Below are 24,407 nucleotides of genomic sequence, written 5' to 3' on the forward strand. Positions count from 1 at the left end.
GATCATGAAATTAAGCTATCAAGAGATGACAAAATATTTAAAGAAAATATCCGGTACGCTGCTTCCTGTGCTGATGTTGGGGCTGGTGACTGTGGCTTGTAAAAAAGAAGTGGATTCTCTGGATCCGATGCGCATGTTCACACCGGCCGGTGCAATACAATCCGTAAGCGGAGAAACGCAGGTAAAGCTTACCTGGAATCCATCGCTCTACACAACAGCCAGCAGCGGCGTAACTTATACCGTGGAAGTGGCAGCTGATACACTATTTGCAACGCCGGTTTTGCTCACTGTTCAAACCGATACATCAGGTGTCGTTTTTACAGATGATCAGCTAGACGCAAGAGTCGATTACTATGCCCGCATCTGGGCCAATACGCTGGGCGAAAGACCTGAGTCTAAGCCAGTGGTTAGTAACCGATTCAGAATAAGAGGCGAGCAGATTTTCGAAACGATGTTCGATTCTGATGTGATCGAGAACGCCGTGATTCTCAAATGGCGAGAGTCGCCGGGATTAACCCGAATCGTGCTAACGCCAACTGCGCCTGCCGGCAACCCGATCGAGGTGCCACTTACGGAGGCCCATGTGCAGGCAAGACAGATACTGATAGAAGGGCTCCGTCCGAGTACAGCCTACACGGCTGAAATTTTCCGAAACAACTCCTCTAAAGGTACGCGCAACTTTACTACGAAAGCAGCTTCGTTTGCAGGTGAGGTCATTGACCTGACAGGCATTACAAATAGACCATCTGTACTGCAGGATACACTTCCACAGATTCCATCGGGGAGCACGGTACTGCTGAAGCGAGGGACACGCTATACAATAAGCTCTACCGTTAACCTGGATCGATCAGTTACGATCATGAGTGCCAACAGCTTTAATCCAGAACTGGCTGAAATTTACTTCACCAGCAACTTCAACTTCACGGAAGGTAGCCAGATTGACTCTGTGGTTTTCAAAAGCGTGGCCATGCGCAGCGACAATTACTCAAGCCGCTATGTGTTGAATGCGAACAAAGCATTCGCAGTTGGTAAGATTAAGTTTGAAGCTTGCCATACTGAAATCTTCAGAGGCTTGGTACGCCTCCAAAGTGCTGGCACAGTAGTGGACAAGTTCCAGATTCTGAACAGCGTGGTGGACAGCTTGTCGAACTATGGTGTGCTGACAATTGATAATGCGGGTGCCGATGTGAAAGACATCGTGTTTAAGAATAGCACCTTTTATAAGATCGAGCGCTTCATGACCAGTAAGGCTCCTTCAAGATCGATTCTGATTGAGAACAGCACGTTCAGCGAAGTACCGGAAGGTGGTCGCTATTTGATTGACTATACCACTTCCAATGATGTAACCGGAGGTATCAAAGTGAACAACTCCATCTTTGGAATTGGAAAAAGTGCAGGAGGCAACAGGGCCGTGTCAGGTATAAGGGCTGGCAATAGTACCTTGATAGAATCCGGTAGTACCCACGTGACGTCTGATCTGGAAGTGACTTCGAATGAAATACCGGGTGTTTCAACTTATAGCGGTACCACTTTCGATCTGTTCAAAGATCCTAGAAATGGTGATTTTACGCTCATCGACAACAACTTCCAGGGCCGCAACAATGCTGGTGACCCACGCTGGAGATAAATAATTTAACGGGTGTGGTCTACAATAGGCCACACCTACCTTAACATTAGCCTGCCATGTATCATCGTGTTTCCAAAACAGGGTTATGGGTTTGCCTGACTGTCTTAGGACTATCCTTGTCATTTGCGGCCTGCAAGAGCAAACCTGAGCCTGCGCCAAAGGTAGAGGAACCGACTGCCGGAGGACCTGTTCCGATCAATGAGACAGCCCTGGCTTTTCCGGGAGCCGAAGGTTTTGGCAAGGATGCGACGGGCGGACGTGGCGGTAAGGTCATTAAAGTGACCAATCTGAACGACTCCGGTACAGGCAGTTTGCGGGCTGCTATTGCGGCGGCAGGCGCCAGGATCATTGTGTTTGAAGTATCCGGTACTATTACATTAAACTCCAGACTAACCATTAACAACGGCGATCTAACCATAGCAGGGCAAACAGCTCCAGGCGATGGCATCACGATCCGCCATTATCCGGTGGTGGTGAATGCAGATAATGTGATCATTCGCTTTATGCGTTTCCGGATGGGAGACGCTGCCGGGCAGGAAGCAGATGCGTTGGAAGGGCGCTTCCGCAAGAACATCATCGTCGACCATTGCTCCATGAGCTGGTCTACCGATGAGTGCGTTTCCTTCTACGCCAACGAGAATTTCACCTTGCAGTGGTGCATTATTTCGGAGAGTCTCCGCAACTCTGCTCATGCAAAAGGTGCGCACGGCTACGGCGGAATTTGGGGCGGCAAAAATGCTTCGTTTCATCACAACCTGCTGGCACACCACGACAGCCGCAATCCGCGTTTTGGCGAGGAAGCCGGTAAAGCCTTTGCCCTCACCGACCTGGTGGATGTGCGTAACAACGTGACCTTTAACTGGGGAAACAACAGTGCCTATGGCGGGGAGGCCATGAACATCAACATCGTGAACAACTATTACAAGCCAGGGCCTGTCACGACTAAAAAGGAGCGCATTTTTTCGATTGATAAGAATAAGAATGTGGGCACAGAGGTATACGACATCTGGGGCAAATTCTACATTGATGGAAACGTGGTGGAAGGCAGTGCCCGTGCCACGAATGACAACTGGACCTACGGGGTATACAACCAGTTTCATGGCAGCTACGGCACCGTTTCTGCCGCAGACAAAGCCGCCATGCGTCTTGAATCTCCACACCCTATCCATAATAACGTGACCACGCATACAGCTGAAGTCGCATACCAAAGGGTGCTGGCCTTTGCCGGCGCTTCCCTGGTGCGTGATGCCGTGGATGTGCGGGTAATGGACAATGTTCGCAATAACTCTTTCACAGCACCAGGCTCCAGCGGTAGCACAAAAGGCATCATCGATTCGCAGGAGGATGTGGGCGGTTGGCCCGAACTGAAATCGAAACCTGCGCCAAAAGACACAGACGGGGACGGTATACCTGACGAATGGGAAATTGCCCATAACCTGGACCCTAGCAAGCCGCAGGATAAAAGAAATCTAAGTACCGCCTACGACGATATCGAAGTGTACATCAATAGTCTTGTGCATGATATCATAAAAGAGCAGGTGAAATAAAGACGATAACAGAAAAGATGAATTACAAAATGAAGGTGTGGAAAAAAGGAGCATGTGTGCTGGCAGCTGTATTGCTGAGTATCAACCTTTCGGCGCAGGATCTGCGCAAGGAGTATCCGAAGTCCTTCACCGTGAAAGTAACGAATCCCCTTGGCCAGGAGCGTGAAAGTGCTCCGGTATACCTGAACGCGCAGGAGTTAAAGAAGAAGTACCCAGCGTTTAACTCAAAAGCATTTGTGGTGCTGGATGGCAAAACAGAAATAGCCAGTCAGTACAACCAGAAAGACGGTGACAAGCCGGGCGTGTACCTGGTGCTTGACAAAATGGCTCCCAAAGCGACCCGTACCCTGACAGTGCGCTACAAAGAAAACGGGGAAACGAACCGCAACTATACCAAACGCACGCAGGCAGAGCTGTCGCACAAAGTAGGCGGTGAGTTCAAGGATCGCAAGTATATAGGCGGCACCTTCCAGAATGTGGATTCGCTACGGGTGCCCGATGAGGTGACCGACCACTCTTTCTACATCCGCTACGAAGGTCCGGGTTGGGAGTCTGATAAGGTAGGCTACCGCTTTTACCTCGACTGGCGCAACGGTACCGATGTGTTTGGGAAAACAACCCACGATATGGTGCTGCAGCAGGCAGGGCAGGATGGTTACGACTCTTATCACGAACTGCAGGACTGGGGAATGGATGTGTTGAAGGTAGCCAAGTCATTGGGTGTGGGTACGCTGGCGCACTTTCACAACGGAGCTGCCAACCGCATGGCCGAAACCGACAGCATGATCAGCGTGATCACCGAAAATGGACCAGTGTACTCTTCGATCCGAACCAACTACTACGGCTGGAAGATAGCCGACATGAACCTGAACATTAACTCCAACATCAACATACATGCCGGTACCCGGCTCACGCACCACCAGGTAGGTATAGCAGGCGACAAACCGCAGAATCTGGCTACTGGTCTGATCAAAGACAAAAGAGCGAAGCTTCATACAAAGAAAGGTGGTAACGGGGAGTGGGGGTACATCGCCACCTACGGCAAGCAGAGTCTGAACGGGGAAGGCGACAACTTAGGTATAGCCGTGCTTTTTCGTCCGCAGGATTTCATGGAGTTCACAACAGATGAGCACAGCCATGTGGTGAAGCTGAAGCCAAACGGCAACAAGCTCGAGTACTACTACCTGGCTGCCTGGGAACTGGAGCCGGAAGGTATAAAAGATGAAGCTGCTTTCCTGCGGTACCTGGACAATACTGCCCGTGAGCTGGCAAACCCGGTGCAGGTGAAATTTTAAAGAACGATCACAAGGTATAGCCCTGACAAGAACGCTTATACCTGTAGATAAAATTGAATAGCATGATAACCCGAAACGAACTGAAGAAATTGATATCAAATAGCGTGGCGCTATTGGTAGTATGCCTGGCTGGGTGCGCAACGCACCCGACAGGTATACCTGTCGGGTCGTCAGGGGAGACGGAAACCACAACCACAGCTATACCTGCTGAAGCGAAGGCGCTTGCCTTTCCGGGAGCAGAGGGCTTCGGTAAGTATACCACCGGCGGTCGAGGGGGAGAGGTGGTCTATGTCACGAATCTGGAGGATAGTGGGGAGGGCAGTTTACGCAAGGCCATTCAGAAAAAGGGGCCACGCATCATCGTATTTGCCGTGTCAGGTACTATCGTGCTGAAAGAACCACTGGATATCAACAACGGAGATGTGACCATCGCAGGACAGTCAGCGCCCGGAGATGGTATTTGCATCAGCAACTATCCGGTCAGTATTAAAGCAGACAATGTAATCCTGCGTTACATGCGTTTCCGGTTGGGCGACGTGGCGGGTCAGCAGGAAGATGCATTGAGCGGTAACAGAGGCCGCAGCAATATCATCATCGATCATTGCTCTATGAGCTGGGCTACCGACGAGTGTGCTTCTTTCTACCGAAACAAGAACTTTACATTACAATGGAGCATCATCTCCGAAAGCCTGAACGAGTCAGTGCACGAGAAGGGAGACCACGGTTACGGCGGTATCTGGGGGGGGGAGGGCGCCAGCTTTCACCATAACCTGATCGCTAACCACAGCAGCCGCACACCCCGATTCTCCGGTTCCAAATCCACTCCAAACAGCCCGGATGAACTAGTGGATTTCCGAAACAATGTCATCTTCAACTGGGTGCACAACAGCTCTTATGGAGGGGAGAAAGGCCGCTATAACATGGTGAACAACTACTATAAGGCAGGCCCTGCCACCATATCCTCTAAGAAGGATCGCATCGTGAATCCCTGGCAGCCATACGGTAAATTTTACGTGACCGGTAATCATGTGGAAGGCTTCCCGTCCATCACCCAAAACAATTGGGCTGGCGGCGTACAGGCTGACCATGTAGATTCTGCGAAGGCGGTTAATCCTTTCGAGGTGGCATCTATCAAAGAACAGGCAGCTGCCCAGGCTTACGAGTTGGTATTGGCTCATGCAGGTGTTAGTCATAAACGTGATGCCGTTGATACCCGCGTGGTAGCCGACGTACGCTCGGGCAAACCAACCAGCGGCAAAAAGAAGAACGGCATCATCGATTCGCAGCAAGATGTGGGTGGGTGGCCTGAACTGAAATCGACCCCTGCACCGGAAGACAAGGACCGGGACGGCATGCCGGATGCCTGGGAACTGCAACAGAATTTGGACCCGACGAACCCTGCGGATGCAGCCGTCTATACCTTAGACAAGCAGTACACCAATGTGGAGGTATACCTGAACAGCCTTGTGAAACCAGCATCAGAATTGTAATCAATGAAATATCTCCTGACCATACTGTTTACACTTAGCCTGTGGACCGCTCAAGGGCAGCACAAAAAACTGGTGGTGGCGCAGGACGGCAGTGGTGACTATACCCGTGTGCAGGAGGCAATCGATGCTATACCTGCCTTCCCGGTTGGGGGCGTGGAAGTGTTTGTGAAAAATGGTACTTACCGTGAGAAGGTGGTCATTCCTTCCTGGAAAACCGATATAAGCCTGATCGGCGAGGACAAGCACAAGACGATCATTTCCTGGGACGATTACTCGGGCAAAGGCGACATCAATACTTTTACATCCTTCACCGTGCTGGTGCAGGGAAACGGCTTCAAGGCCGAGAACATTACATTTGAGAACACTGCCGGACCGGTAGGCCAAGCCGTGGCGCTGCACGTGGAGGCCGACCGGGCGGTGGTTCAGAACTGCCGCATCATCGGAGATCAGGATACGCTCTATGTAGGCGTGGGTGGCAGCCGGCAGTACTTCGTGGATTGCTACATCGAGGGTACGACGGACTTTATTTTCGGGCCCGCCACGGCGGTGTTTGAGCGCTGCACTATCCAGTGCAAAAAGAACTCATATATCACAGCGGCCTCCACGCCACAGGAACAGCCATTTGGTTTTGTGTTCCTGAACTGCACCGTAACAGCGGCTGACGAAAAACTGCAGGTATACCTGGGTAGACCCTGGCGACCATACGCCCAAACAGTATTTCTGAACACAAAACTCGGCAAGCACATCCGACCGGAAGGCTGGCACAACTGGAACAAACCAGCGGCAGAGCAAACAGCCTTCTATGCCGAGTACAATTCCTCCGGCCCGGGTGCTATACCTGAAAAACGTGTAAAATGGTCGAGACAACTGACGGCAAAAGAAGCCAGGCGCTATACGCCCGAAACGATACTGGCCGGAAAAGATAATTGGAAGCCACTAACCAAAGCGAATAAAACGCCTATGACAGAATAAAAAAGATAAAACCGCATGCTGTTTCCCGGGGCTGATAAGGTGTTTCCAGGACTAGCAATCTGATACCCTGCGTCACCGAAGATTAAGGTGGGATAGCCCAGCATCTTCTGAGTATTGACTGAATTAGCATTTACTTAAAGCTATGCACACAATTCACTTACAGAGCCAAAAATTCTACACGCTTATGAAAATTTTGATACTAATGAAGATGAGGTATTTACTGGTAATTCCTCTTTTCTTCGCTTCGGTGGCGGTTGCCGTCGCGCAAGGGTTAACAGTGCAAGGAAAAGTTACAGATGACAAAGGAGAAGGTTTACCGGGGGTAACAGTGCTCGTGAAAGGTACATCAAACGGTACCGCTACCAATGCTATGGGGGAATACACCCTGAACGCTCCGAATGGTACAGGTACATTGGTTTTTTCCTTTATTGGATTCAAATCGCAGGAAGTCCCTATCAACAACAGGACAGCTGTCAATGTAACACTTGCAACCGATGCCAAAGCTTTGGAAGAAGTGGTCGTGATCGGGTATGGCACAGTGAAGAAGTCGGATCTAACGGGTTCTGTTGCTTCTGTGCGGGGCGAGGACCTGACGGCTATACCTGTGACAAGCGGTTTGGAAGTATTGCAGGGCAAGGTGCCGGGCCTCGACCTGACCAGGAGCAGCGGACAGGCAGGATCAGGGGTGAGCCTGAGCATCCGGGGCACCAGGTCCATCGGTGCCGAAAATGGCCCTCTTGTGCTAGTGGATGGCATCCGCTATGACGGTCCACTTGATGTGAACCCGAACGACATCGCCTCTATGGAGATTTTGAAAGACGCGACAGCCACGGCCATCTATGGGTCCCTAGGCGCTAACGGTGTCATACTCATCACCACGAAAAGCGGGTCTTCAGGCAAGGCGAAGGTTTCTTTCAACTCTTACTATGGCGTGCAGACTGTAAACGGCTATGCCGATATCATGACTGGCCCGGAATGGGTGCAACTCCGAAGGGAGTCACGTAGAACAGTGGGCGAGTGGAACAGCCCGGCCGACGACGATAAGATTTTCAACCCGACGCAGTTGGAAAACTTCCGGAACGGTATCTGGACGGATTGGGCAGATCAGATACTCGGAACCGGAAGCCAGCAAAACTACCAGATAGGTATAACCGGCGGTGCCGATAAACTGAGCTACTACTTATCCACAGAATACTTTGACGAGAAAGGACTGCTGAAGAACGACAGGATGAAAAGGTATAGCGGCCGCCTGAATGTAGGCTACGATGTATCAGATAAACTGAAGGTGAGCACCAACCTGATGTATACCTACCGCGACCGTGATTTGAGACGCGACCCTTTGAACCAGGCGAACAAGATGAGCCCGCTCGGCAGACCGTATGATGAGGCGGGCAACTTCCTTCCCTTTCCTGTAGGAGATGCTTCCACGATGAACCCACTGGTGGACGAGCAGCCTGGCGCCTTCGAGAACAATGAGCTCAACAAGCGCTTTTTCGGTAATCTCTCTGTAGACTATACCCCTATCAAGGACTTGATTCTCACCTCCCGCTTCGGTGTGGACCAGTACAGCAACCGTAACGGGCTCTACTCGGGCACCAATACCATCGAGACCGGCGCTAATGGCCAATCGCTGGCAACAGCGCAGCTGGCCAATTTCTCGAGACTGACATGGGAGAACTTTGCCAACTACACCAAGACGCTTTCTGAGAACCACGAACTATCGGCGATGCTCGGTACTAGCATCTGGAGCGAGAACTACGAGGCTTTTTCTACTGAGGGACGTAACCTGCTGTCTTCCACTTTTCTCTTTTACAACCTAGGTGCCACCCAATCATCTTACCGATTAGGCAGTCAATTGCAGGAGGAGAGCCTGATGTCTTACTTTGGTCGCCTGAATTACAAGCTCCTCAATAAATATCTCTTCACTTTTGTGATGCGGGCTGACGGAGCCTCTGTGCTGGCCGATGGTAATAAATGGGATTATTTTCCTTCGGCATCGGTGGGTTGGTTACTGAAAGAAGAAAGCTTTTTGCAGAACGTGAACGCGGTGTCTGATTTGAAGCTGCGTTTGAGCTATGGACTCTCCGGCAACAGTTCAGTCGAAGCCTATCAGACGAAAGGCAGCCTGGGCAAGTCCACCTATGCGTTTGATCAGGGCAGTACCGAGGCACCTGCTTTCGGGTTTTATCCTGCCACACTGGCCACTCCTGCCCTGGGTTGGGAGACAACCGCGACAGCCAACGCAGGACTGGATTTCGGCTTGTTCAACAACCGGATTGTTGGTACACTGGATGTATACCAGCAGGATACCCGCGATTTGCTTCTTCCGAGAGCGCTTCCTACCTCTACAGGCTTCGAAAGGGTGATATACAACGTGGGCAAGACCCGTAACCGGGGCGTGGAATTACAAGTGGGCACCGTGAACGTGGACCAGCCCAACGGCTTCAGGTGGTCATCTGACTTCAGCTTCGCCAGAAACAAGCAAGAGGTGAGGGAACTGGCCGAAGGCGCGGAAAGAGACCTGACACTTGGGGATTATGGCCTGTTTGTAGGGCATCCGATAAACGTTTTCTACGATTATGAGAAAATAGGCATCTGGCAACTGGGAGAGGAAGATGCAGCGGCCCAAAACCAGCAGAAGCCGGGAGATATCAAGGTGAAGGACCAGAACAAAGACGGAATTATCACCCCAGAAGACAGGGTGGTGATTGGAAATGAGACACCTGACTGGACCTTGGGTGTGACGAACAGACTGGGATACAAAGGCCTGGAGCTTTCCTTTATGGTATACGCCCGCATTGGCCACACCATCCTCAGCGAGGCGGCCGGTTCCTATAAAATAGACGCGCTGGAAAACGGACCAGTGGTGGATTACTGGACACCGGAGAACCCGACCAATGCCTACCCAAGACCAAACGCAGGCACGAGCCGCGCCAGCACGCGCTACTATACCACCCTCCAATATGTGGATGGTTCATTTGTAAAACTAAGAGACGTCACCCTGGCTTATAATTTCCCTCAAGGTATAGCAGATAAACTAAAGCTTTCTAATCTGCGGGTATACGCAACGGCTAAGAACTACTTTATCCTGATGAGTGATATAGCGCCTTATGACCCGGAGCGTTTGGGAGCCCTAAGCTTCCCGATGACGAGACAAATGGTATTTGGCCTCAATGTTTCATTCTAAGAAGTGAAGAACATTTTAAATCTGCAATCATGAAAAAGATATTCTATAGCATACTTGTTCCTGTTCTTCTGTTAGGGTCGGTTTCCTGCGAATCTTTCCTGGACGAAGAAAACAAATCGGGTCTTACCTCTGAAGCTTACTACAAAACAGCAGAGGGTGCAGAAAGCCTGGTGAACTCCCTGTATACGCCCATGCGCTTCTGGTATGGTAAGGAGAATGGTATAGCGCTGACAGAAACTGGCACCGACATTTTCACCCGTGGAAATGGTATGGAAAATCCGCCGGTGGCACTCTATAATTCAGACCTGTCTGGTGCTAACGCGCCGATCAACTTTTACTGGACCCGCTTTTACTCTGCAGTTAATGCCTGCAATGCCGCTGTAAAAAGAATCCCGGAGTCTGCCTTGGCCGAGAACCTGAAGACAACCAGGCTGGCAGAAGCCCGTTTTCTGAGAGCGTTTTACCTCTGGCATATTGTAGAGACATGGGGCGGCGTGCACCTGACAACGGAAGAATCTATTGGGTTGGTAACAACGGCTAACCGGACTCCGGTCGAAGCTTTCTACAACCAGATATTTGAGGATCTGCAGTTTGCCGCCGATAACCTGGCGCCAACCAACTCGCAATACGGTCGCGTGACAAAACCCGCGGCAGAGGCCTTTATGGCACGCATGCACCTCTACCGCAAAAACTATCCGGAAGCGGCGCGCCTGGCCAAGAAGGTGATCAGCGACTACAGCTTCAGCCTGGTACCAAACTATGCCAATCTCTGGAGCATCAGCAATGTCAAAAACTCAGAGATCGTGTGGCATGTCAACTTTACTGCTGACCTGATCCTGAACCGGGAGTTTGATGGCCCGACGGCCAGCACCAGCGATGATATCCTGCTGCGTGACGGCGGTAACAATGCGCACCTGTTCTTCCTGATGACCTATGATCAGGTAGCAGGTATGCAGCGTGATATGCGCTATGGACGTCCGTTTGCACGCTTCATGCCGACAGCCCATTTACTCGACTTGTTTGATGAGACCAGGGATGCCCGTTTTGATGCTACTTTCGAAACTGTATGGTATGCCAACAAGCCTGGCACCTATAAGAAAACGCTGTCAAACGGGAGTGAGGTGAATGTGACTTTTGCAGCAGGTGATACGGCTATCTTTGCAAGCAAGCATATAATATCAAACGCCCGGAAGGATGGCAGGAAGTATACGATCATCGATAGAAGCAGAACCTACAATGTAAATGCCGGTGATGCGCCTGTTGTGCGTGACAGGTATATGTCGCTGAAGAAGTTTCTGGAACCAAACCGCCTGACCATTTCTCAGCAGCAGGGCCAGCGCGATGCCTTTGTTATTCGTCTTGCCGAGTTATACCTGATTGCCGCCGAAGCAGAAATGATGCAGGGAAATACCGGAGAAGCTGTAAATTACATCAACACTGTTCGCAGAAGGGCCGCATTGCCGGGCAAGCAGGCAGAGATGGAGATTACGGCAGACCAACTCAACATCGAATTTATACTGGATGAGCGGGCACGCGAGTTTGCCGGAGAGCAACAGCGCTGGTTCGACCTGAAACGCACGGATAAACTGATAGAGCGGGTGAAGAAGTTTAATCCGGATGCTGCGCCGAACATACAGCCTTTCCATATGCTCCGGCCAATTCCGCAGGCCCAGCTGGATGCGGTTTCTAACCCGGGCGAGTTCAAACAGAACGAAGGATACAACTAGCCGGTCCGGAGGGGGAGGTAGTAATCTTCCCCTCAGATCAGCTATTTAAGTGAAGATAATCTAAGGAAATACCTTTTTACCAAACTTATGAATATTGCAAAATATACCTTGCCTGTACTGCTGGCCTTAGCCACTGCCTGTAGCTCAGGCGGATCGGCAACTGAAGACACCGCGCAGACCCAGACCGTTGCCGCTGAAAAGCCATGGTCTGTGTGGATGGCAGATTCTGATATCAAACGAAATCCGGAGGGGTGGATGATTGATTTCAAAGAAAAGCCGAAATGGGACTATACGCAAGGCTTATTTGCCAGTGCCATCGAGCAGGTATGGGAGAAAACAGGTGATGAGAAGTACCTGACCTACATCAAGGCTTTTGCGGACACCATGATCAGCGAAGACGGCACGATCATGACCTACAAGAAGATGGACTATAACATCGACCGTGTGAATCCGGGTAAGTTCCTGATGGAGCTCTATAAAGAGACAGGCGACAACAAGTATAAACTGGCTGTGGAGGAACTGCGCGACCAGATGCGTACCCACCCCCGCACCAAAGAGGGAGGCTTCTGGCATAAGAAAATTTATCCACACCAGATGTGGTTGGATGGCCTGTACATGGCTTCACCGTTTCTGGCGCAGTATGCAGTGGAGTTCAACGAGCCTGCCATTTTTGACGACGTGGCCAATCAAATCGTTTTAATAGACAAGTATACCTGGAATAGTGAGAAAGGCCTCTGGCACCATGGCTGGGACGAGAGCCGTGAGCAAAAGTGGGCTGATTCGGAGACTGGTAAATCGCCACATGTATGGGGACGTGCCATGGGCTGGTATGCGATGGCGTTGGTAGATGTGCTGGACTTCTTCCCGAAAGACCACCCCAGGAGGCACGAAATACTGCAGATAACCCAGAAGATGGCAGGTGCTCTGGAACAGTACCAGGACAAGAACACCGGACTTTGGTACCAGGTAGTAGACCAGGGCGACAAAGAAGGAAATTACCTGGAAGGCTCGGCATCCAGCATGTATACTTACTTTTTGGTAAAGGCCGCGAAAAACGGACACATTGATCAGAAGTACATGCAGGTGGCACAGAAAGGGTATGATGGTATACTCAATAACCTGATCCAGAAGAACGAGGATGGCACGATCAGCATCACGAATGTGTGTGCTGTGGCTGGGCTCGGCGGTACGCCTTACCGTGATGGCACTTATGAGTACTACATCAACGAGGAGCGCCGGAACGATGACCCCAAAGCGGTAGCGCCTTTTATCATGGCTTCGCTTGAGTTTGAAGAGCTGAACCAGTCAAAAGTATCTGCAAAGTAATCCGAAACCATGCTTACAATTACCAGGTATACCGCCCTTCTTACGCTGCTGTTCTGCCTTTTCCTGGTGCAGGCGCAGGCGCAGAAGCAGCATGACTTTGTGGTGGCGCAGGACGGTAGCGGTGACTTTAAATCAGTGCAGGAAGCTATCGATGCAGTACCGGATTTTCGAAAAAACACCACGACCATCTACATCAAAAAAGGCGTGTACAAAGAGAAATTGGTGCTGCCGACTTCCAAGACCATGGTGAAACTAGTGGGGGAGAATGTGCAGCACACGGTACTTACCTACGATGATTACGCCTCCAAAAAGAACCGCTTCGGCGAAGAGATGGGCACTACCGGCTCCACCAGCTTCTTTATTTTTGGAGATGATTTCTCTGCCGAGAATATCACCTTCGAAAACTCTGCTGGTCCGGTAGGGCAGGCAGTCGCGGTGCGCATTGACGGTGACCGGGTGATGTTCACCAACTGCCGTTTTCTGGGTAACCAGGACACGCTATACCCGCACGGCGAGAAAAGCCGGCAGTATTACAAGAACTGTTACATCGAAGGCACGACCGATTTTATCTTTGGTTGGTCCACGGCTGTGTTTGAGAACTGCGAGATTTACAGCAAAAAAGGCGGCAGTTACGTGACGGCCGCCTCTACACTGGAAGGTGCACCTTACGGCTTTGTGTTCCTCAACTGCCGCCTTACCGGCGACGCTCCGAAAGACTCTTACTACCTCGGTCGTCCCTGGAGGCCACATGCCAAAACGGTGTTCATCAACAGCTACCTTGGTCCGCATATCAAGCCCGAAGGCTGGCACAACTGGAACAAGCCAGAGGCGGAGCAGACGACTTTTTATGCCGAGTATAAGTCCAAAGGGCCGGGTGCCAAGGCAGGCAAGCGGGTCAAGTGGGCGCACCAACTCAGCAACAATCAACTCGACGATTATACCTTAGAGAAAATATTCGACGGCTGGATACCGGGAGAAAGACCAGAAACAGCCAGTAAATAGATTTTTCACCTTTTTGAAACACGATTGCCATGACTCAGAAACCTGTACTTTACGCTGCCGTTTGCTTTTCATTTCTGCTCAGTTCCTGTTCAGGATTCGCGCAGCAGGACAATACAACCGCGACAGCAGAGACAATACAGTCAACACTAACTCCGGTTTCGGAGGTATGGGTGGCTGATTTGGGAGATGGCAGGTATAAGAACCCGATCCTGCATGCCGACTACTCTGACCCGGATGTGGTGCAGGTGGGCAAAGATTACTACATGACCTCTTCCAGCTTTAATGCTATACCTGGGTTGCAGATTCTGCACTCCAAAGACCTCGTGAACTGGAGCATCATCGGTTACGCACTGGACCGCAACACGCCATATGATCATTTCTCCAGGCCACAGCACGGCAATGGGGTATGGGCACCTTCCATCCGCCACCACAACGGGGAATTCTACATCTACTGGGGCGATCCGGATTTTGGTGTTTACATGGTGAAGACCAAAGACCCGGCCGGACAATGGGAGAAGCCGGTACTGGTGAAGGAAGGTAGAGGCCTGATCGATGCTTGTCCGTTTTGGGATGAAGATGGTAAGGCCTACCTAGTGCACGGCTGGGCCGGAAGCCGCGCAGGTATAAAAAGCATCCTCACATTGAACGAAATGAGCCCAGATGGTACGAAGGTGCTGGACGAAGGCATGATGGTATTTGATGGGCATGATGCGCACCCAACCGTCGAGGGGCCTAAGTTTTACAAGCGCAACGGTTACTACTACATTTTTGCGCCGGCAGGAGGTGTGTCGACGGGTTGGCAACTGGTGCTGCGCTCTAAAAACGTGTATGGCCCTTACGAAGAGAAGATTGTGATGGACCAGGGCAGTACACCGGTAAACGGTCCGCACCAGGGTGCCTGGGTTGGGACTACGACAGGAGAGGACTGGTTCATACATTTTCAGGATATAGAGGCGTACGGCCGCGTGGTGCATCTGAACCCGGTGAAGTGGGTGAATGACTGGCCGGTGATAGGTAGTGACAAAAACGGTGATGGAAAAGGTGAGCCGGTACTGACTTACCAGAAGCCAAACGTAGGCAAGGTATACCCGGTAGCCACTCCGCTGGAATCAGACGAATTTGACGGCCATACCTTGGGCCTGCAGTGGCAGTGGCATGCCAACCCAAAATCAACCTGGGCTTTCCCGACGGGTACCAAAGGTCAGTTGCGACTGTTCACGGAGCAGCTGCCAGAAGACTTCAAAAACTACTGGGACGTACCGAACCTCCTGCTGCAGAAGTTTCCGGCAGAAACGTTTACGACCACTACCAAGCTCAAATTCACACCAAATCCGAAACTACAGGACGAGCGCACTGGCCTGATCGTGATGGGCGAAGATTATGCCTATGTATCGCTGGTGAGCAAGCCCGATGGGCTATACCTGACTTACAACACCGCTACTAAAGCCCATCAAGGAACCCCTGAGAAAGAAGAAGTACTCGGCAAGCTGAATGGCAAAGAGGTATACTTCCGGGTGAGTGTGAGCAAAGATGCCAAGTGCCAGTTTAGCTACAGCGAGGACGGCACAGCTTTCAAAACGGTGGGCGCGACCTTTACAGCTGTACCAGGCCGCTGGATAGGCGCTAAGGTAGGCTTGTTTGCCACCCGCCCAGGCAAAACCAACGACTCCGGCTTTGCCGATGTGGACTGGTTTCGAATCACCCCTAACACGACTAAAATTTCTGTAAGAGACTAAAGCTGAAGATATGATTACGAAGAAGTTCTTGAAACACCGCTTGTTCCTGCTGGCAGGTATAGCTGGCACCCTGCAGTTCGGCTGCCAGCAACAACCAGCCGCTACGGCCACTGCAAATAACCCTGCAACTGCCCCTGTGGCAGCAACAGCCAGTACTGCCAACTACGATTGGGTATACGAAGGCATCGAGTTTGATATGCCACGTGTGCAGGAGCCGACTTTTGGCAACTACCGCGTTAGTATCACCGATTTTGGGGCCGTAAGCGATGGCCTCACCAAAAACACAGCTGCCTTTGAAAGAGCTATTGCCGATGTATCTGCTAAAGGCGGTGGCACTGTGGTTATACCGCGTGGGATGTGGTATACAGGCCCTATTATCATGAAAAGCAATATCAACTTGCACGCAGAAGAAGGTGCGCTTGTACTGTTCAGCAAAGATTTCGACGATTATCCGCTTGTGAAAACCAGCTTCGAAGGACTCAATACTTACCGTTGTCAGTCACCGATTTCAGGTATTAACCTAGAGAACATAGCCATCACCGGCAAGGGTGTGTTTGACGGAAACGGTGATGCCTGGCGCCCTGTGAAGAAAGGTAAAATGACAGAATCGCAGTGGAAGAACCTGGTGAAATCGGGTGGTGTGCTGAGCGATGACGGCAAGGTATGGTACCCATCCGAAAGCTCGAAACGCGGTGATACGAAAGACAACTTCAATGTGCCGATCCACTTCACCAAGAAGGAGCAATTTGAGCCCGTGAAAGATTTTATGCGTCCGGTGCTCCTGAGTATCGTGAACAGTAAAAAAGTAATGCTCGACGGTCCGACTTTTCAGAATTCTCCGGCCTGGAACCTGCACCCGCTGATGTGCGAGGACGTGACCATCCGCAACCTGACCGTGCGCAACCCCTGGTACTCGCAGAACGGCGATGGCCTGGACCTGGAGTCCTGCAAGAATGCTGTGGTGTATAATAACACGTTCGATGTAGGTGATGACGCCATTTGCTTCAAATCCGGTAAAGACAAAGACGGACGCGATCGCGGCCTACCAACCGAAAACGTGATCGTGAAAAACAACGTGGTTTACCATGGCCATGGGGGCTTCGTGGTGGGTAGCGAGATGTCTGGCGGCGTAAGGAACGTGCACGTGTCGAACTGTACTTTCATTGGTACTGATATCGGACTGCGCTTCAAAAGCACACGCGGACGTGGCGGCGTGGTGGAAAATATCTGGATCTCCAACATCGACATGATCAATATCCCGACACAGGCCATCAGCTTTAACCTGTTTTACGGCGGTAATTCACCGGTAATGGATGCTGAACAAGGCGATGCCAAGAAGGAAGAAAAACTGGAACCTGTAACTGAAGAAACGCCTGCTTTCCGAAACATTTATATGAAAAATATCAACGTGGCGGGTGCTGACCAGGCACTGGCTCTGCAGGGTTTGCCAGAGATGAACCTGCAGAACGTGAATATTGAGAACTCCATACTGAAAGCGAAAAAAGGTATAACCGCTGTTGACTCCGATGGCATTGTGCTTAAAAATGTGAAAGTGGAAACCGAGCAAGGTCCGGCCCTGACCATTTACAACAGCAAAAACATCGATATCACTGGCTTTAGCTACAACGAGGGTAAAGAGCCCGTGGTAAAGGTGCTGGGACCTAAAACAGAGAAGGTGCGCCTGGAGAAAAAAGACTTTAACAACGCCACCAAGCAGGTTTCGAAAGGCAAAGACCTGACTGGTACGGCACTCAATATTGAGTAATAAGAACTTTCATTTGAAACACTAAGCATGGTCACTCTAGGGCCATGCTTTTTTATCTTTTTACAACAAAACTGTTATACCTGAAGCAAACCCATTATGCAAAAAATAGCTTTCGGACTTGCGGCCATAGTACTAAGTATCGTGCTGGTGGCTTTTGTACCCTTCAAGAAAAAAACTGTAACGGTATACCTGATCGGCGACTCTACCGTGGCAGACTACACCGGCGACTATGACGATAAAGATTACATGACCACCCGCTATCCGGTGGCCGGCTGGGGACAGGTGTTTCAGCCTTTCATGCGGCCTGATAGCCTGCGCAAGCTCAGGCACCTGATCAAAGCCGACAGTGTGATTGTAGCCGATAAAGCCCGGGGAGGGCGTAGTACACGCACTTTTTTTGAAGAAGGACGCTGGGCAGAGGTATACCGGTCGCTGCAGAAAAACGACCTGGTGCTGATGCAGTTTGGCCACAACGATGCAGCAGAAAACAAACCCGAGCGCTATACCAATGTTACCGCCTACAAAGAGTACCTGCGCCTGTTCGTGCACCAGACCCGCGAGAAAGGCGCCATACCTATCCTGCTGACGCCCGTGAACCGCAATTACCCCTGGAAAGACGGCAAACTGAGCAATGTACATGGGGACTATCCGCAAGCAGTAAAGGATGTAGCCAAAGAGCTGAACGTGCAACTGATCGACCTAACGCAGCTATCCATTGATGCCTTCACAGCCAAAGGACAGGACTATGTGACAGACAATTATTTCATGAACCTGCCTGCCGGCAAGTATACAGCCTACCCGGATGGTCAGAAAGACAACACACATTTTCAGCCGGAGGGAGCAACAGCGGTGGCGCAGCTAGTGTTTCAAGGTATGCAGGAGCTGAAGGAGACGAAAGCAGCAGCTAAGAAATAGCGCAACTGCACCCCAGCTCTCAGAAATAACACCTGCGGCATACTGCATGGGCACATTCACCTATAAAACCCGGACAATATGAACATCAGACGATATTTTCTCTGGCTCTTTCTTTCTCTTTGGATTGGTGTAGGCAGCGCTTCAGCCCAAAAAGAGGCCAGCATATACCACAAGCTATGGTATAAACAACCTGCCATCAACTGGAACGAGGCACTGCCGCTTGGGAACGGTCGTCTGGGTGCCATGGTGTTCGGCCAGCCGGCCCGGGAACAGTTGCAGCTGAACGAGGAAACAGTTTGGGCCGGAGAGCCGGGTAATAATGTGTTGCCCGCCCTGAACAGCGCGTTACCCGAAATCAGAGCCCTAATTGCCGCAGGAAAGCATAAAGAAGCGCAGGACCTGGCCATGGAAAAATTACCGCGTCAACCTGCTGCTGATAACAATTATGGCATGCCCTATCAGCCTGTCGGCAACCTGTTTATTTCTTTTCCGGGGCACGAGCAAGCCACAGACTATTACCGCGATCTGGACATTCAACAAGCCATCGCAACGGTTTCCTATAAAGTAAACGGCATTACCTTCAGGCGCGAAATGTTTTCGTCCTTTACCGACGATGTTGTGGTGGTGCGCCTGACAGCCGACAAGTCTAAAAGCATAAACTTTACCCTTTCGGCCGATAGTCCCCACAATAATTACAAGATCAGAACACAAGGTAACCGGCTGGTAATGAGTGGAGTTGCGGGTGATGTGGACAACAAAGAGGGCAAGGTGAAATTCCAGACACTTGTGCAGCCTGAAACAGAGGGAGGCAAGATCACCAGCACACAGGAGGGGATACAGGTAAGCGGAGCCAATGCGGCCACAATCTATATCTCTATCGGGACGAACTTCAAAAACTACAGAGACCTGAGTGGCGACGGCGAGGCAAAAGCAGCAACTCTGCTGGCCGGTGCCGTTAAAAAGAAGTATAAGAAAGCAAAGACGGAGCACACGGCTTTCTTCAGAAATTACTACGACCGTGCATCTCTTGACCTGGGTACGACAGCGGATGTGCAGAAACCGACCGATGAACGCTTGGCTGCCTTCGCCCGTTCGAACGATCCCCATCTGGCGGCACTGTATTTTCAGTTCGGTCGCTACCTGCTTATCTCCAGCTCACAGCCGGGTACACAACCCGCTAACCTGCAGGGTATCTGGAACGATAAAATCGCCCCGCCCTGGGACAGCAAGTATACCGTCAACATCAACACCGAAATGAACTACTGGCCCGCAGAGGTAACCAACCTTTCGGAAATGCACGGCCCCTTATTCAGCATGCTGAAAGACTTGTCGGAATCGGGCAGGGAGAGCGCATCTAAAATGTATGGTGCCCGAGGCTGGATGATGCACCACAACACGGACATTTGGCGGATAACCGGCCCGATAGATGGTGCCTTTTATGGCATGTGGCCGATGGGAGGCGCCTGGCTGACGCAGCATTTGTGGCAGCACTACCTCTATACCGGCAATCAGGCATTCTTGAAAGAGGTATACCCGGTGCTGAAAGGATCAGCCATGTTTTATGCGGATGTGCTGCAGGAGGAGCCCACAAACAAATGGCTCGTGGTGAGCCCATCTATGTCGCCGGAGAACAAACACCAGAGCGGTGTGTCTATCTCCGCAGGCACCACCATGGACAACCAGCTTATCTTCGATCTTTTCAGCAATGTGATCAGGACGTCTGAAGTGCTGAAGATAGATCAGGCGTTTGCCGACTCGCTACGCACCATGCGCAACAGGCTGCCACCGATGCAGATCGGGCAGCACAACCAGTTGCAGGAGTGGCTGCAGGACCTGGACAGAAAAGATGACAAGCACCGTCACGTTTCCCATCTTTACGGCCTGTTCCCAAGCAACCAGGTTTCGCCTTATCGTCATCCCCAGTTGTTCGAGGCTGCTAAAAACGCACTAATTTACCGCGGCGATAAATCCACGGGCTGGTCTATGGGTTGGAAAGTGAACCTGTGGGCAAGGCTGCTCGATGGCAATCGCGCCTACAAACTGATACAGGACCAGCTGACGCCTGCCGGAACGGAAGGCAAAGGCGAGAGTGGCGGCACTTATCCGAACCTGTTCGACGCGCACCCGCCTTTCCAGATCGACGGTAATTTTGGCTGCACGGCAGGTATAGCCGAGATGTTGCTTCAGAGCCATGATGGGGCGCTGCATGTGCTTCCGGCGCTGCCCGATGTGTGGCAAAACGGCGAGGTAAAAGGACTGGTAGCGAGAGGTGGCTTTGTGATTGACATGGCTTGGGAGGCAGGAAAAGTAAAAACGCTGAAAATTCACTCGAAGCTAGGCGGCAACTGCCGCATCAGAACAAGTGACCTGTTGCAACTTGCCGGTAAGGGTAGCCTGAAAGAAGCTGCCGGTGAAAATACCAATTTCTTTTACCGGCAAGCGACCATTAAAGAACCATTGGTGTCAGACAAAGCGCAAGTGCAGGCGTCAGGTATAGCCGATGTGCTGGAGTTCGATCTGGCAACTGAAAAAGGTAAAACCTATTTGTTGAAGTTAAACTAAGGTATAGCCTCAACTTTGGGTACAGGTATACCGACTTAAGCGTAGCAAGTGAAGGGAGAAGTACAGAAAATAAGCAACGTATGTAGGCGAGCAGCAAAGGTATACCTATGGCTGATGCTAATGGCTACTACGGCCGTGGCGCAGAAGTCGGATGTGGGCAACTTCTACCCGTTGCTCCAGTCGCACGCCAGTGAAAATAACAGCAGCCTTTCGTTCCTGAACAGCAAACACCGCAATACAGAAAAGTGGCGCAAAGAGGCAAAAAGCAAGCTGCAGGAACTGCTGGCCTATAACCCGGAGCCTGTACCGCTGCAGAGTGAGATCATCAGCACGACCAAGCGAGACGGCTATACCCAATATCTGGTTCGGTATAACGTAAGTGCTCATCAGAAAACCGAAGCCTTCCTGCTTATACCTGACAACCTGAGCAAGCCAGCACCCGCAGTAATCGCCCTGCACGACCATGGCGGATTTTACTTCTTTGGCAAAGAAAAGCACAGCCTGACTGATGATCAACCAGAAGTGCTGCAGACTTACATCGAGAACCTGTACGAAGGCCGAACCTATGCCGATGAGCTGGCTAAGAGGGGTTTTATCGTGCTTTCACCGGATGCGCCTTACTTCGGTTCCCAAAAACTGGACCCGGAGCAGGTGAGTGACGACCTGACAAAGAACTACCGCAAGCAGCTGACCGGTGACCGAAGCGAAGATATCAAAGTGTATAACAAATTTGCCAACGGGCATGAGGCAGCTATCAACAAAACAGTGCTAGCGGCGGGCACTACCTGGCTGGGCATGATCGTGCAAAGCGACAGGGTAGCGATCGACTACTTGCTGTCGCGGCCGGAGGTGGACCCTGAACGGATTGGCTGCATCGGACTGTCGCTCGGCGGCTTGCGCAGCACGTATCTTTTCGGACTTGATGCCCGGGTGAAGACAGGTATAGTGGCCGCTTTTTCCACTACTTTTGAGCACATGCTGCGCAATCATACCCGCCATACCTGGATGATGTACGTGCCCCGCCAAAACCTGTACCTTGATCTGCCGGACGTGGCTTCGCTCAATGCGCCGCGCCCGCTTTTGGTCATGAACTGCAAGCAAGATAAGTTGTTTAATCCGGCAGGTATGGAAGCCGCTGAGCATAAACTGACAGCCATCTATGATAAGATGAAAGCAACTGATAAATTCAAATGCAATTACTATGACGTGCCCCATTCCATGACCATCGCCATGCAGGAAGATGCTTTTGAATGGCTGGAGAAGTGGCTGAAATAAATACAAACAAAGAATACCTTTATGAAATTAGAACACTTTGCCCTAAATGTAGAAGACCCGGTAGCCATGGCGGCCTGGTATGTGAAGCATTTAGGTATGACAATTGTGCGGCAGATGGAGCAGGCACCTTTTATGACTTTCCTGGCTGATGACAGCGGCCGGGTCATGATCGAAATATACCTGAACCCTGCTGACGAAGTACCGCCTTACCGTGACATGAATCCGCTGTTGATACACCTGGCTTTTGTGTCAGAAGATCCGGCTGTTGATAAAAACCGGCTGATGGCAGCCGGAGCCACACTTGCCTCGGAGCAGCACCTGGAGGACGGCTCGCATTTGGTCATGCTGCGTGATCCCTGGGGACTTGCGGTGCAGCTTTGCAAAAGGGGAAAACCCATGTTAGCGGAAACTGAAAAAAATAGCCACTATACCTGGTCGCGAGCAATGCTTAATGCTTCTTTCTGAGATTTTTGTATCTTTTCCCTGACACCTTACTTACCTCTATGAAACTGATACTCCTCATAACTTCCATACTTCTGATCACGCTCGTTCCGCAGCAGCAGCCAAAGCAGCCCATTAAGGTATACCTGATCGGCGACTCTACCATTTCCATTAAAGATACGAAAGCCTACCCGGAGACAGGGTGGGGGATGCCTTTTGTGCATTTCTTCGATAGCAGTGTAACCGTGGATAATCGGGCGAAAAACGGTCGCAGCACCCGTACTTTTATAGAGGAGGGCCTGTGGCAACCTGTAGCCGATAACCTGCAGGCCGGCGATTATGTGTTCATCCAGTTCGGGCACAATGACGAAGTAGAGACGAAAAAAAGCTATACCCCTAAAGACCAGTACCGGGCAAATCTGATCCGCTTTGTACAGGAATCCAGAAAACAGCAGGCGATACCTGTACTACTCACTCCCGTTGCCCGTCGGCAGTTCGACGAAGCGGGTAAGATAGTGGGTACACACGATACTTATGCCGCCATTGTGCGGGAGGTAGCCAAATCACAAAATGTGCCGCTTATTGACCTTGACCGCCAAAGCCAGCAACTGTTGCAGCGCCTGGGTATGGAAGGCTCGAAGCACCTATACCTGCAACTGGCACCGGGCGAGCACCCCAATTATCCTGACGGCAAGGACGATAACACGCACTTTAACGAGTATGGCGCACGGCTGATGGCGCAGTTAGTACTTGCAGGCATCAAAGAAAACAAACTCCCACTGGCAGATAAGGTTGTGAAAAAATGAAAGCTGCCCACAACAAAAGAAACACAAGGTATAACCCAGGTATAGCCGCGGCTTTGTTAGGATTGCTTGCGCTCGCTTGTGTGGCGTGCGTACCCCAAAAGCCCCTGCCCAGAGAGGCATTGATGCATGTCTGGCAGCTGCATACGCTGGAAGAAATAGGAGGGCATGTGCCCGAGGTATGGGGCGCCCCCCGCGTAGTGGCTGCTGATAAAGGGCGCAAGTCAGTCGCTTTTGACGGCGAACAGGATGGATTGCGCGTGCCTGCCAACCCCATAGCAGGAGCCAGGGCTTTCGAGATAGAAGTGGTGTTTAAGCCTGCTGCGGCCTACCCTGCAAATGTGGAGCAACGTTTTCTGCACATTCAGGAGCCCGACAACCCCGACCGGCGCATCCTCATCGAGTTGCGATTGAACAACAAACAGCAATGGTATGCCGACTTCTTTATGCGCACCGAAAAGGCCAGCCTCACCCTGCTCGACTCAACTAAAACACATCCTGTTAATGAATGGGCTACTATTAAACTGCGTTACAAAGACGGCGTACTCTCGGGTTTTGTGAACGGAAAGGAAGAAGTATCCGGGGCCATCGAGTACCTGCCCATCGCCGATAGCGCCTATACCTCCATTGGTACCCGCATGGACAAAAGGTCCTGGTTTAAGGGTGCTATACGGGAAGTTTGGTTCAGAACAGAATAAATAGGTCAGGCCAGCCCTTCGCAAGGAAGAACTGGCCTT

The 24,407-nt window shown here is 51.2% G+C and carries 17 protein-coding genes; all 17 read left to right on the plus strand.

Features of this window, described 5'->3' with window-relative positions:
- Positions 1-25: 25 nt before the first annotated feature.
- The 17 genes from K3G39_RS05230 to K3G39_RS05310 all read left to right on the plus strand — a co-directional run bounded on the left by K3G39_RS05230 (position 26) and on the right by K3G39_RS05310 (position 24,368).
- Positions 26-1,627 (plus strand): DUF5123 domain-containing protein, encoded by a 1,602-nt coding sequence (locus K3G39_RS05230; RefSeq protein WP_220625132.1) that lies wholly within the window; start codon positions 26-28, stop codon positions 1,625-1,627.
- 56 nt (positions 1,628-1,683) lie between these two features.
- On the plus strand, positions 1,684-3,174 hold the full coding sequence (locus K3G39_RS05235; protein WP_220625133.1) for a pectate lyase: 1,491 nt from the start codon (positions 1,684-1,686) through the stop codon (positions 3,172-3,174).
- 17 nt (positions 3,175-3,191) lie between these two features.
- On the plus strand, positions 3,192-4,469 hold the full coding sequence (locus tag K3G39_RS05240; protein ID WP_220625134.1) for a DUF4861 domain-containing protein: 1,278 nt from the start codon (positions 3,192-3,194) through the stop codon (positions 4,467-4,469).
- Positions 4,470-4,531: 62 nt separating this feature from the next.
- The gene (locus tag K3G39_RS05245) at positions 4,532-5,959 is read left to right on the plus strand and encodes a polysaccharide lyase family 1 protein (protein WP_220625135.1); all 1,428 of its coding nucleotides are present in this window, start codon (positions 4,532-4,534) and stop codon (positions 5,957-5,959) included.
- Positions 5,960-5,962: 3 nt separating this feature from the next.
- The gene (locus tag K3G39_RS05250) at positions 5,963-6,931 is read left to right on the plus strand and encodes a pectinesterase family protein (protein ID WP_220625136.1); all 969 of its coding nucleotides are present in this window, start codon (positions 5,963-5,965) and stop codon (positions 6,929-6,931) included.
- A gap of 208 nt (positions 6,932-7,139) precedes the next feature.
- Complete coding sequence (locus tag K3G39_RS05255; RefSeq protein ID WP_220625137.1) at positions 7,140-10,118, plus strand: TonB-dependent receptor; 2,979 nt, start codon at positions 7,140-7,142, stop codon at positions 10,116-10,118.
- A gap of 29 nt (positions 10,119-10,147) precedes the next feature.
- The gene (locus tag K3G39_RS05260) at positions 10,148-11,845 is read left to right on the plus strand and encodes a RagB/SusD family nutrient uptake outer membrane protein (RefSeq protein WP_220625138.1); all 1,698 of its coding nucleotides are present in this window, start codon (positions 10,148-10,150) and stop codon (positions 11,843-11,845) included.
- 87 nt (positions 11,846-11,932) lie between these two features.
- Complete coding sequence (locus tag K3G39_RS05265; RefSeq protein WP_220625139.1) at positions 11,933-13,171, plus strand: glycoside hydrolase family 105 protein; 1,239 nt, start codon at positions 11,933-11,935, stop codon at positions 13,169-13,171.
- Positions 13,172-13,180: 9 nt separating this feature from the next.
- Positions 13,181-14,173 carry a pectinesterase family protein gene (locus tag K3G39_RS05270; protein WP_220625140.1) on the plus strand — a complete coding sequence of 331 codons (993 nt, stop codon included), beginning with the start codon at positions 13,181-13,183 and terminating at the stop codon, positions 14,171-14,173.
- A gap of 29 nt (positions 14,174-14,202) precedes the next feature.
- Positions 14,203-15,909 (plus strand): glycoside hydrolase 43 family protein, encoded by a 1,707-nt coding sequence (locus K3G39_RS05275; RefSeq protein WP_255594013.1) that lies wholly within the window; start codon positions 14,203-14,205, stop codon positions 15,907-15,909.
- Between the two features lie 10 nt (positions 15,910-15,919).
- Positions 15,920-17,674, plus strand: coding sequence for a glycoside hydrolase family 28 protein (locus K3G39_RS05280; protein WP_220625141.1), 1,755 nt, complete (start codon positions 15,920-15,922; stop codon positions 17,672-17,674).
- Between the two features lie 96 nt (positions 17,675-17,770).
- Positions 17,771-18,589, plus strand: coding sequence for a rhamnogalacturonan acetylesterase (locus K3G39_RS05285; RefSeq protein WP_220625142.1), 819 nt, complete (start codon positions 17,771-17,773; stop codon positions 18,587-18,589).
- A gap of 78 nt (positions 18,590-18,667) precedes the next feature.
- The gene (locus K3G39_RS05290) at positions 18,668-21,151 is read left to right on the plus strand and encodes a glycoside hydrolase N-terminal domain-containing protein (protein ID WP_220625143.1); all 2,484 of its coding nucleotides are present in this window, start codon (positions 18,668-18,670) and stop codon (positions 21,149-21,151) included.
- Positions 21,152-21,265: 114 nt separating this feature from the next.
- Entirely contained in the window at positions 21,266-22,426 is a 1,161-nt protein-coding gene (locus tag K3G39_RS05295) for a dienelactone hydrolase family protein (protein ID WP_220625144.1), read from the plus strand.
- Positions 22,427-22,447: 21 nt separating this feature from the next.
- Positions 22,448-22,891: a VOC family protein gene (locus K3G39_RS05300; RefSeq protein ID WP_220625145.1), complete on the plus strand. Its 444-nt coding sequence runs from the start codon at positions 22,448-22,450 to the stop codon at positions 22,889-22,891.
- Between the two features lie 38 nt (positions 22,892-22,929).
- A complete protein-coding gene (locus K3G39_RS05305) occupies positions 22,930-23,673 on the plus strand; it encodes a rhamnogalacturonan acetylesterase (protein ID WP_220625146.1) in 744 nt (247 codons plus the stop codon).
- Positions 23,670-24,368 (plus strand): LamG domain-containing protein, encoded by a 699-nt coding sequence (locus K3G39_RS05310; RefSeq protein WP_255594015.1) that lies wholly within the window; start codon positions 23,670-23,672, stop codon positions 24,366-24,368. The genes K3G39_RS05305 and K3G39_RS05310 overlap by 4 nt, the downstream gene beginning before the upstream one ends.
- Positions 24,369-24,407: the final 39 nt, after the last annotated feature.

Origin of the sequence: Pontibacter sp. HSC-14F20 (assembly GCF_019599265.1) — a bacterium.
Classification (GTDB): Bacteria; Bacteroidota; Bacteroidia; order Cytophagales; family Hymenobacteraceae; genus Pontibacter.

What these genes read in the sequence shown, in the direction of transcription:
- K3G39_RS05230 (WP_220625132.1), top strand. Translation starts at nt 26, where the DNA reads ATGACAAAATATTTAAAGAAAATATCCGGTACGCTGCTTCCTGTGCTG.
- K3G39_RS05235 (WP_220625133.1), top strand. Translation starts at nt 1,684, where the DNA reads ATGTATCATCGTGTTTCCAAAACAGGGTTATGGGTTTGCCTGACTGTC.
- K3G39_RS05240 (WP_220625134.1), top strand. Translation starts at nt 3,192, where the DNA reads ATGAATTACAAAATGAAGGTGTGGAAAAAAGGAGCATGTGTGCTGGCA.
- K3G39_RS05245 (WP_220625135.1), top strand. Translation starts at nt 4,532, where the DNA reads ATGATAACCCGAAACGAACTGAAGAAATTGATATCAAATAGCGTGGCG.
- K3G39_RS05250 (WP_220625136.1), top strand. Translation starts at nt 5,963, where the DNA reads ATGAAATATCTCCTGACCATACTGTTTACACTTAGCCTGTGGACCGCT.
- K3G39_RS05255 (WP_220625137.1), top strand. Translation starts at nt 7,140, where the DNA reads ATGAGGTATTTACTGGTAATTCCTCTTTTCTTCGCTTCGGTGGCGGTT.
- K3G39_RS05260 (WP_220625138.1), top strand. Translation starts at nt 10,148, where the DNA reads ATGAAAAAGATATTCTATAGCATACTTGTTCCTGTTCTTCTGTTAGGG.
- K3G39_RS05265 (WP_220625139.1), top strand. Translation starts at nt 11,933, where the DNA reads ATGAATATTGCAAAATATACCTTGCCTGTACTGCTGGCCTTAGCCACT.
- K3G39_RS05270 (WP_220625140.1), top strand. Translation starts at nt 13,181, where the DNA reads ATGCTTACAATTACCAGGTATACCGCCCTTCTTACGCTGCTGTTCTGC.
- K3G39_RS05275 (WP_255594013.1), top strand. Translation starts at nt 14,203, where the DNA reads ATGACTCAGAAACCTGTACTTTACGCTGCCGTTTGCTTTTCATTTCTG.
- K3G39_RS05280 (WP_220625141.1), top strand. Translation starts at nt 15,920, where the DNA reads ATGATTACGAAGAAGTTCTTGAAACACCGCTTGTTCCTGCTGGCAGGT.
- K3G39_RS05285 (WP_220625142.1), top strand. Translation starts at nt 17,771, where the DNA reads ATGCAAAAAATAGCTTTCGGACTTGCGGCCATAGTACTAAGTATCGTG.
- K3G39_RS05290 (WP_220625143.1), top strand. Translation starts at nt 18,668, where the DNA reads ATGAACATCAGACGATATTTTCTCTGGCTCTTTCTTTCTCTTTGGATT.
- K3G39_RS05295 (WP_220625144.1), top strand. Translation starts at nt 21,266, where the DNA reads ATGCTAATGGCTACTACGGCCGTGGCGCAGAAGTCGGATGTGGGCAAC.
- K3G39_RS05300 (WP_220625145.1), top strand. Translation starts at nt 22,448, where the DNA reads ATGAAATTAGAACACTTTGCCCTAAATGTAGAAGACCCGGTAGCCATG.
- K3G39_RS05305 (WP_220625146.1), top strand. Translation starts at nt 22,930, where the DNA reads ATGAAACTGATACTCCTCATAACTTCCATACTTCTGATCACGCTCGTT.
- K3G39_RS05310 (WP_255594015.1), top strand. Translation starts at nt 23,670, where the DNA reads ATGAAAGCTGCCCACAACAAAAGAAACACAAGGTATAACCCAGGTATA.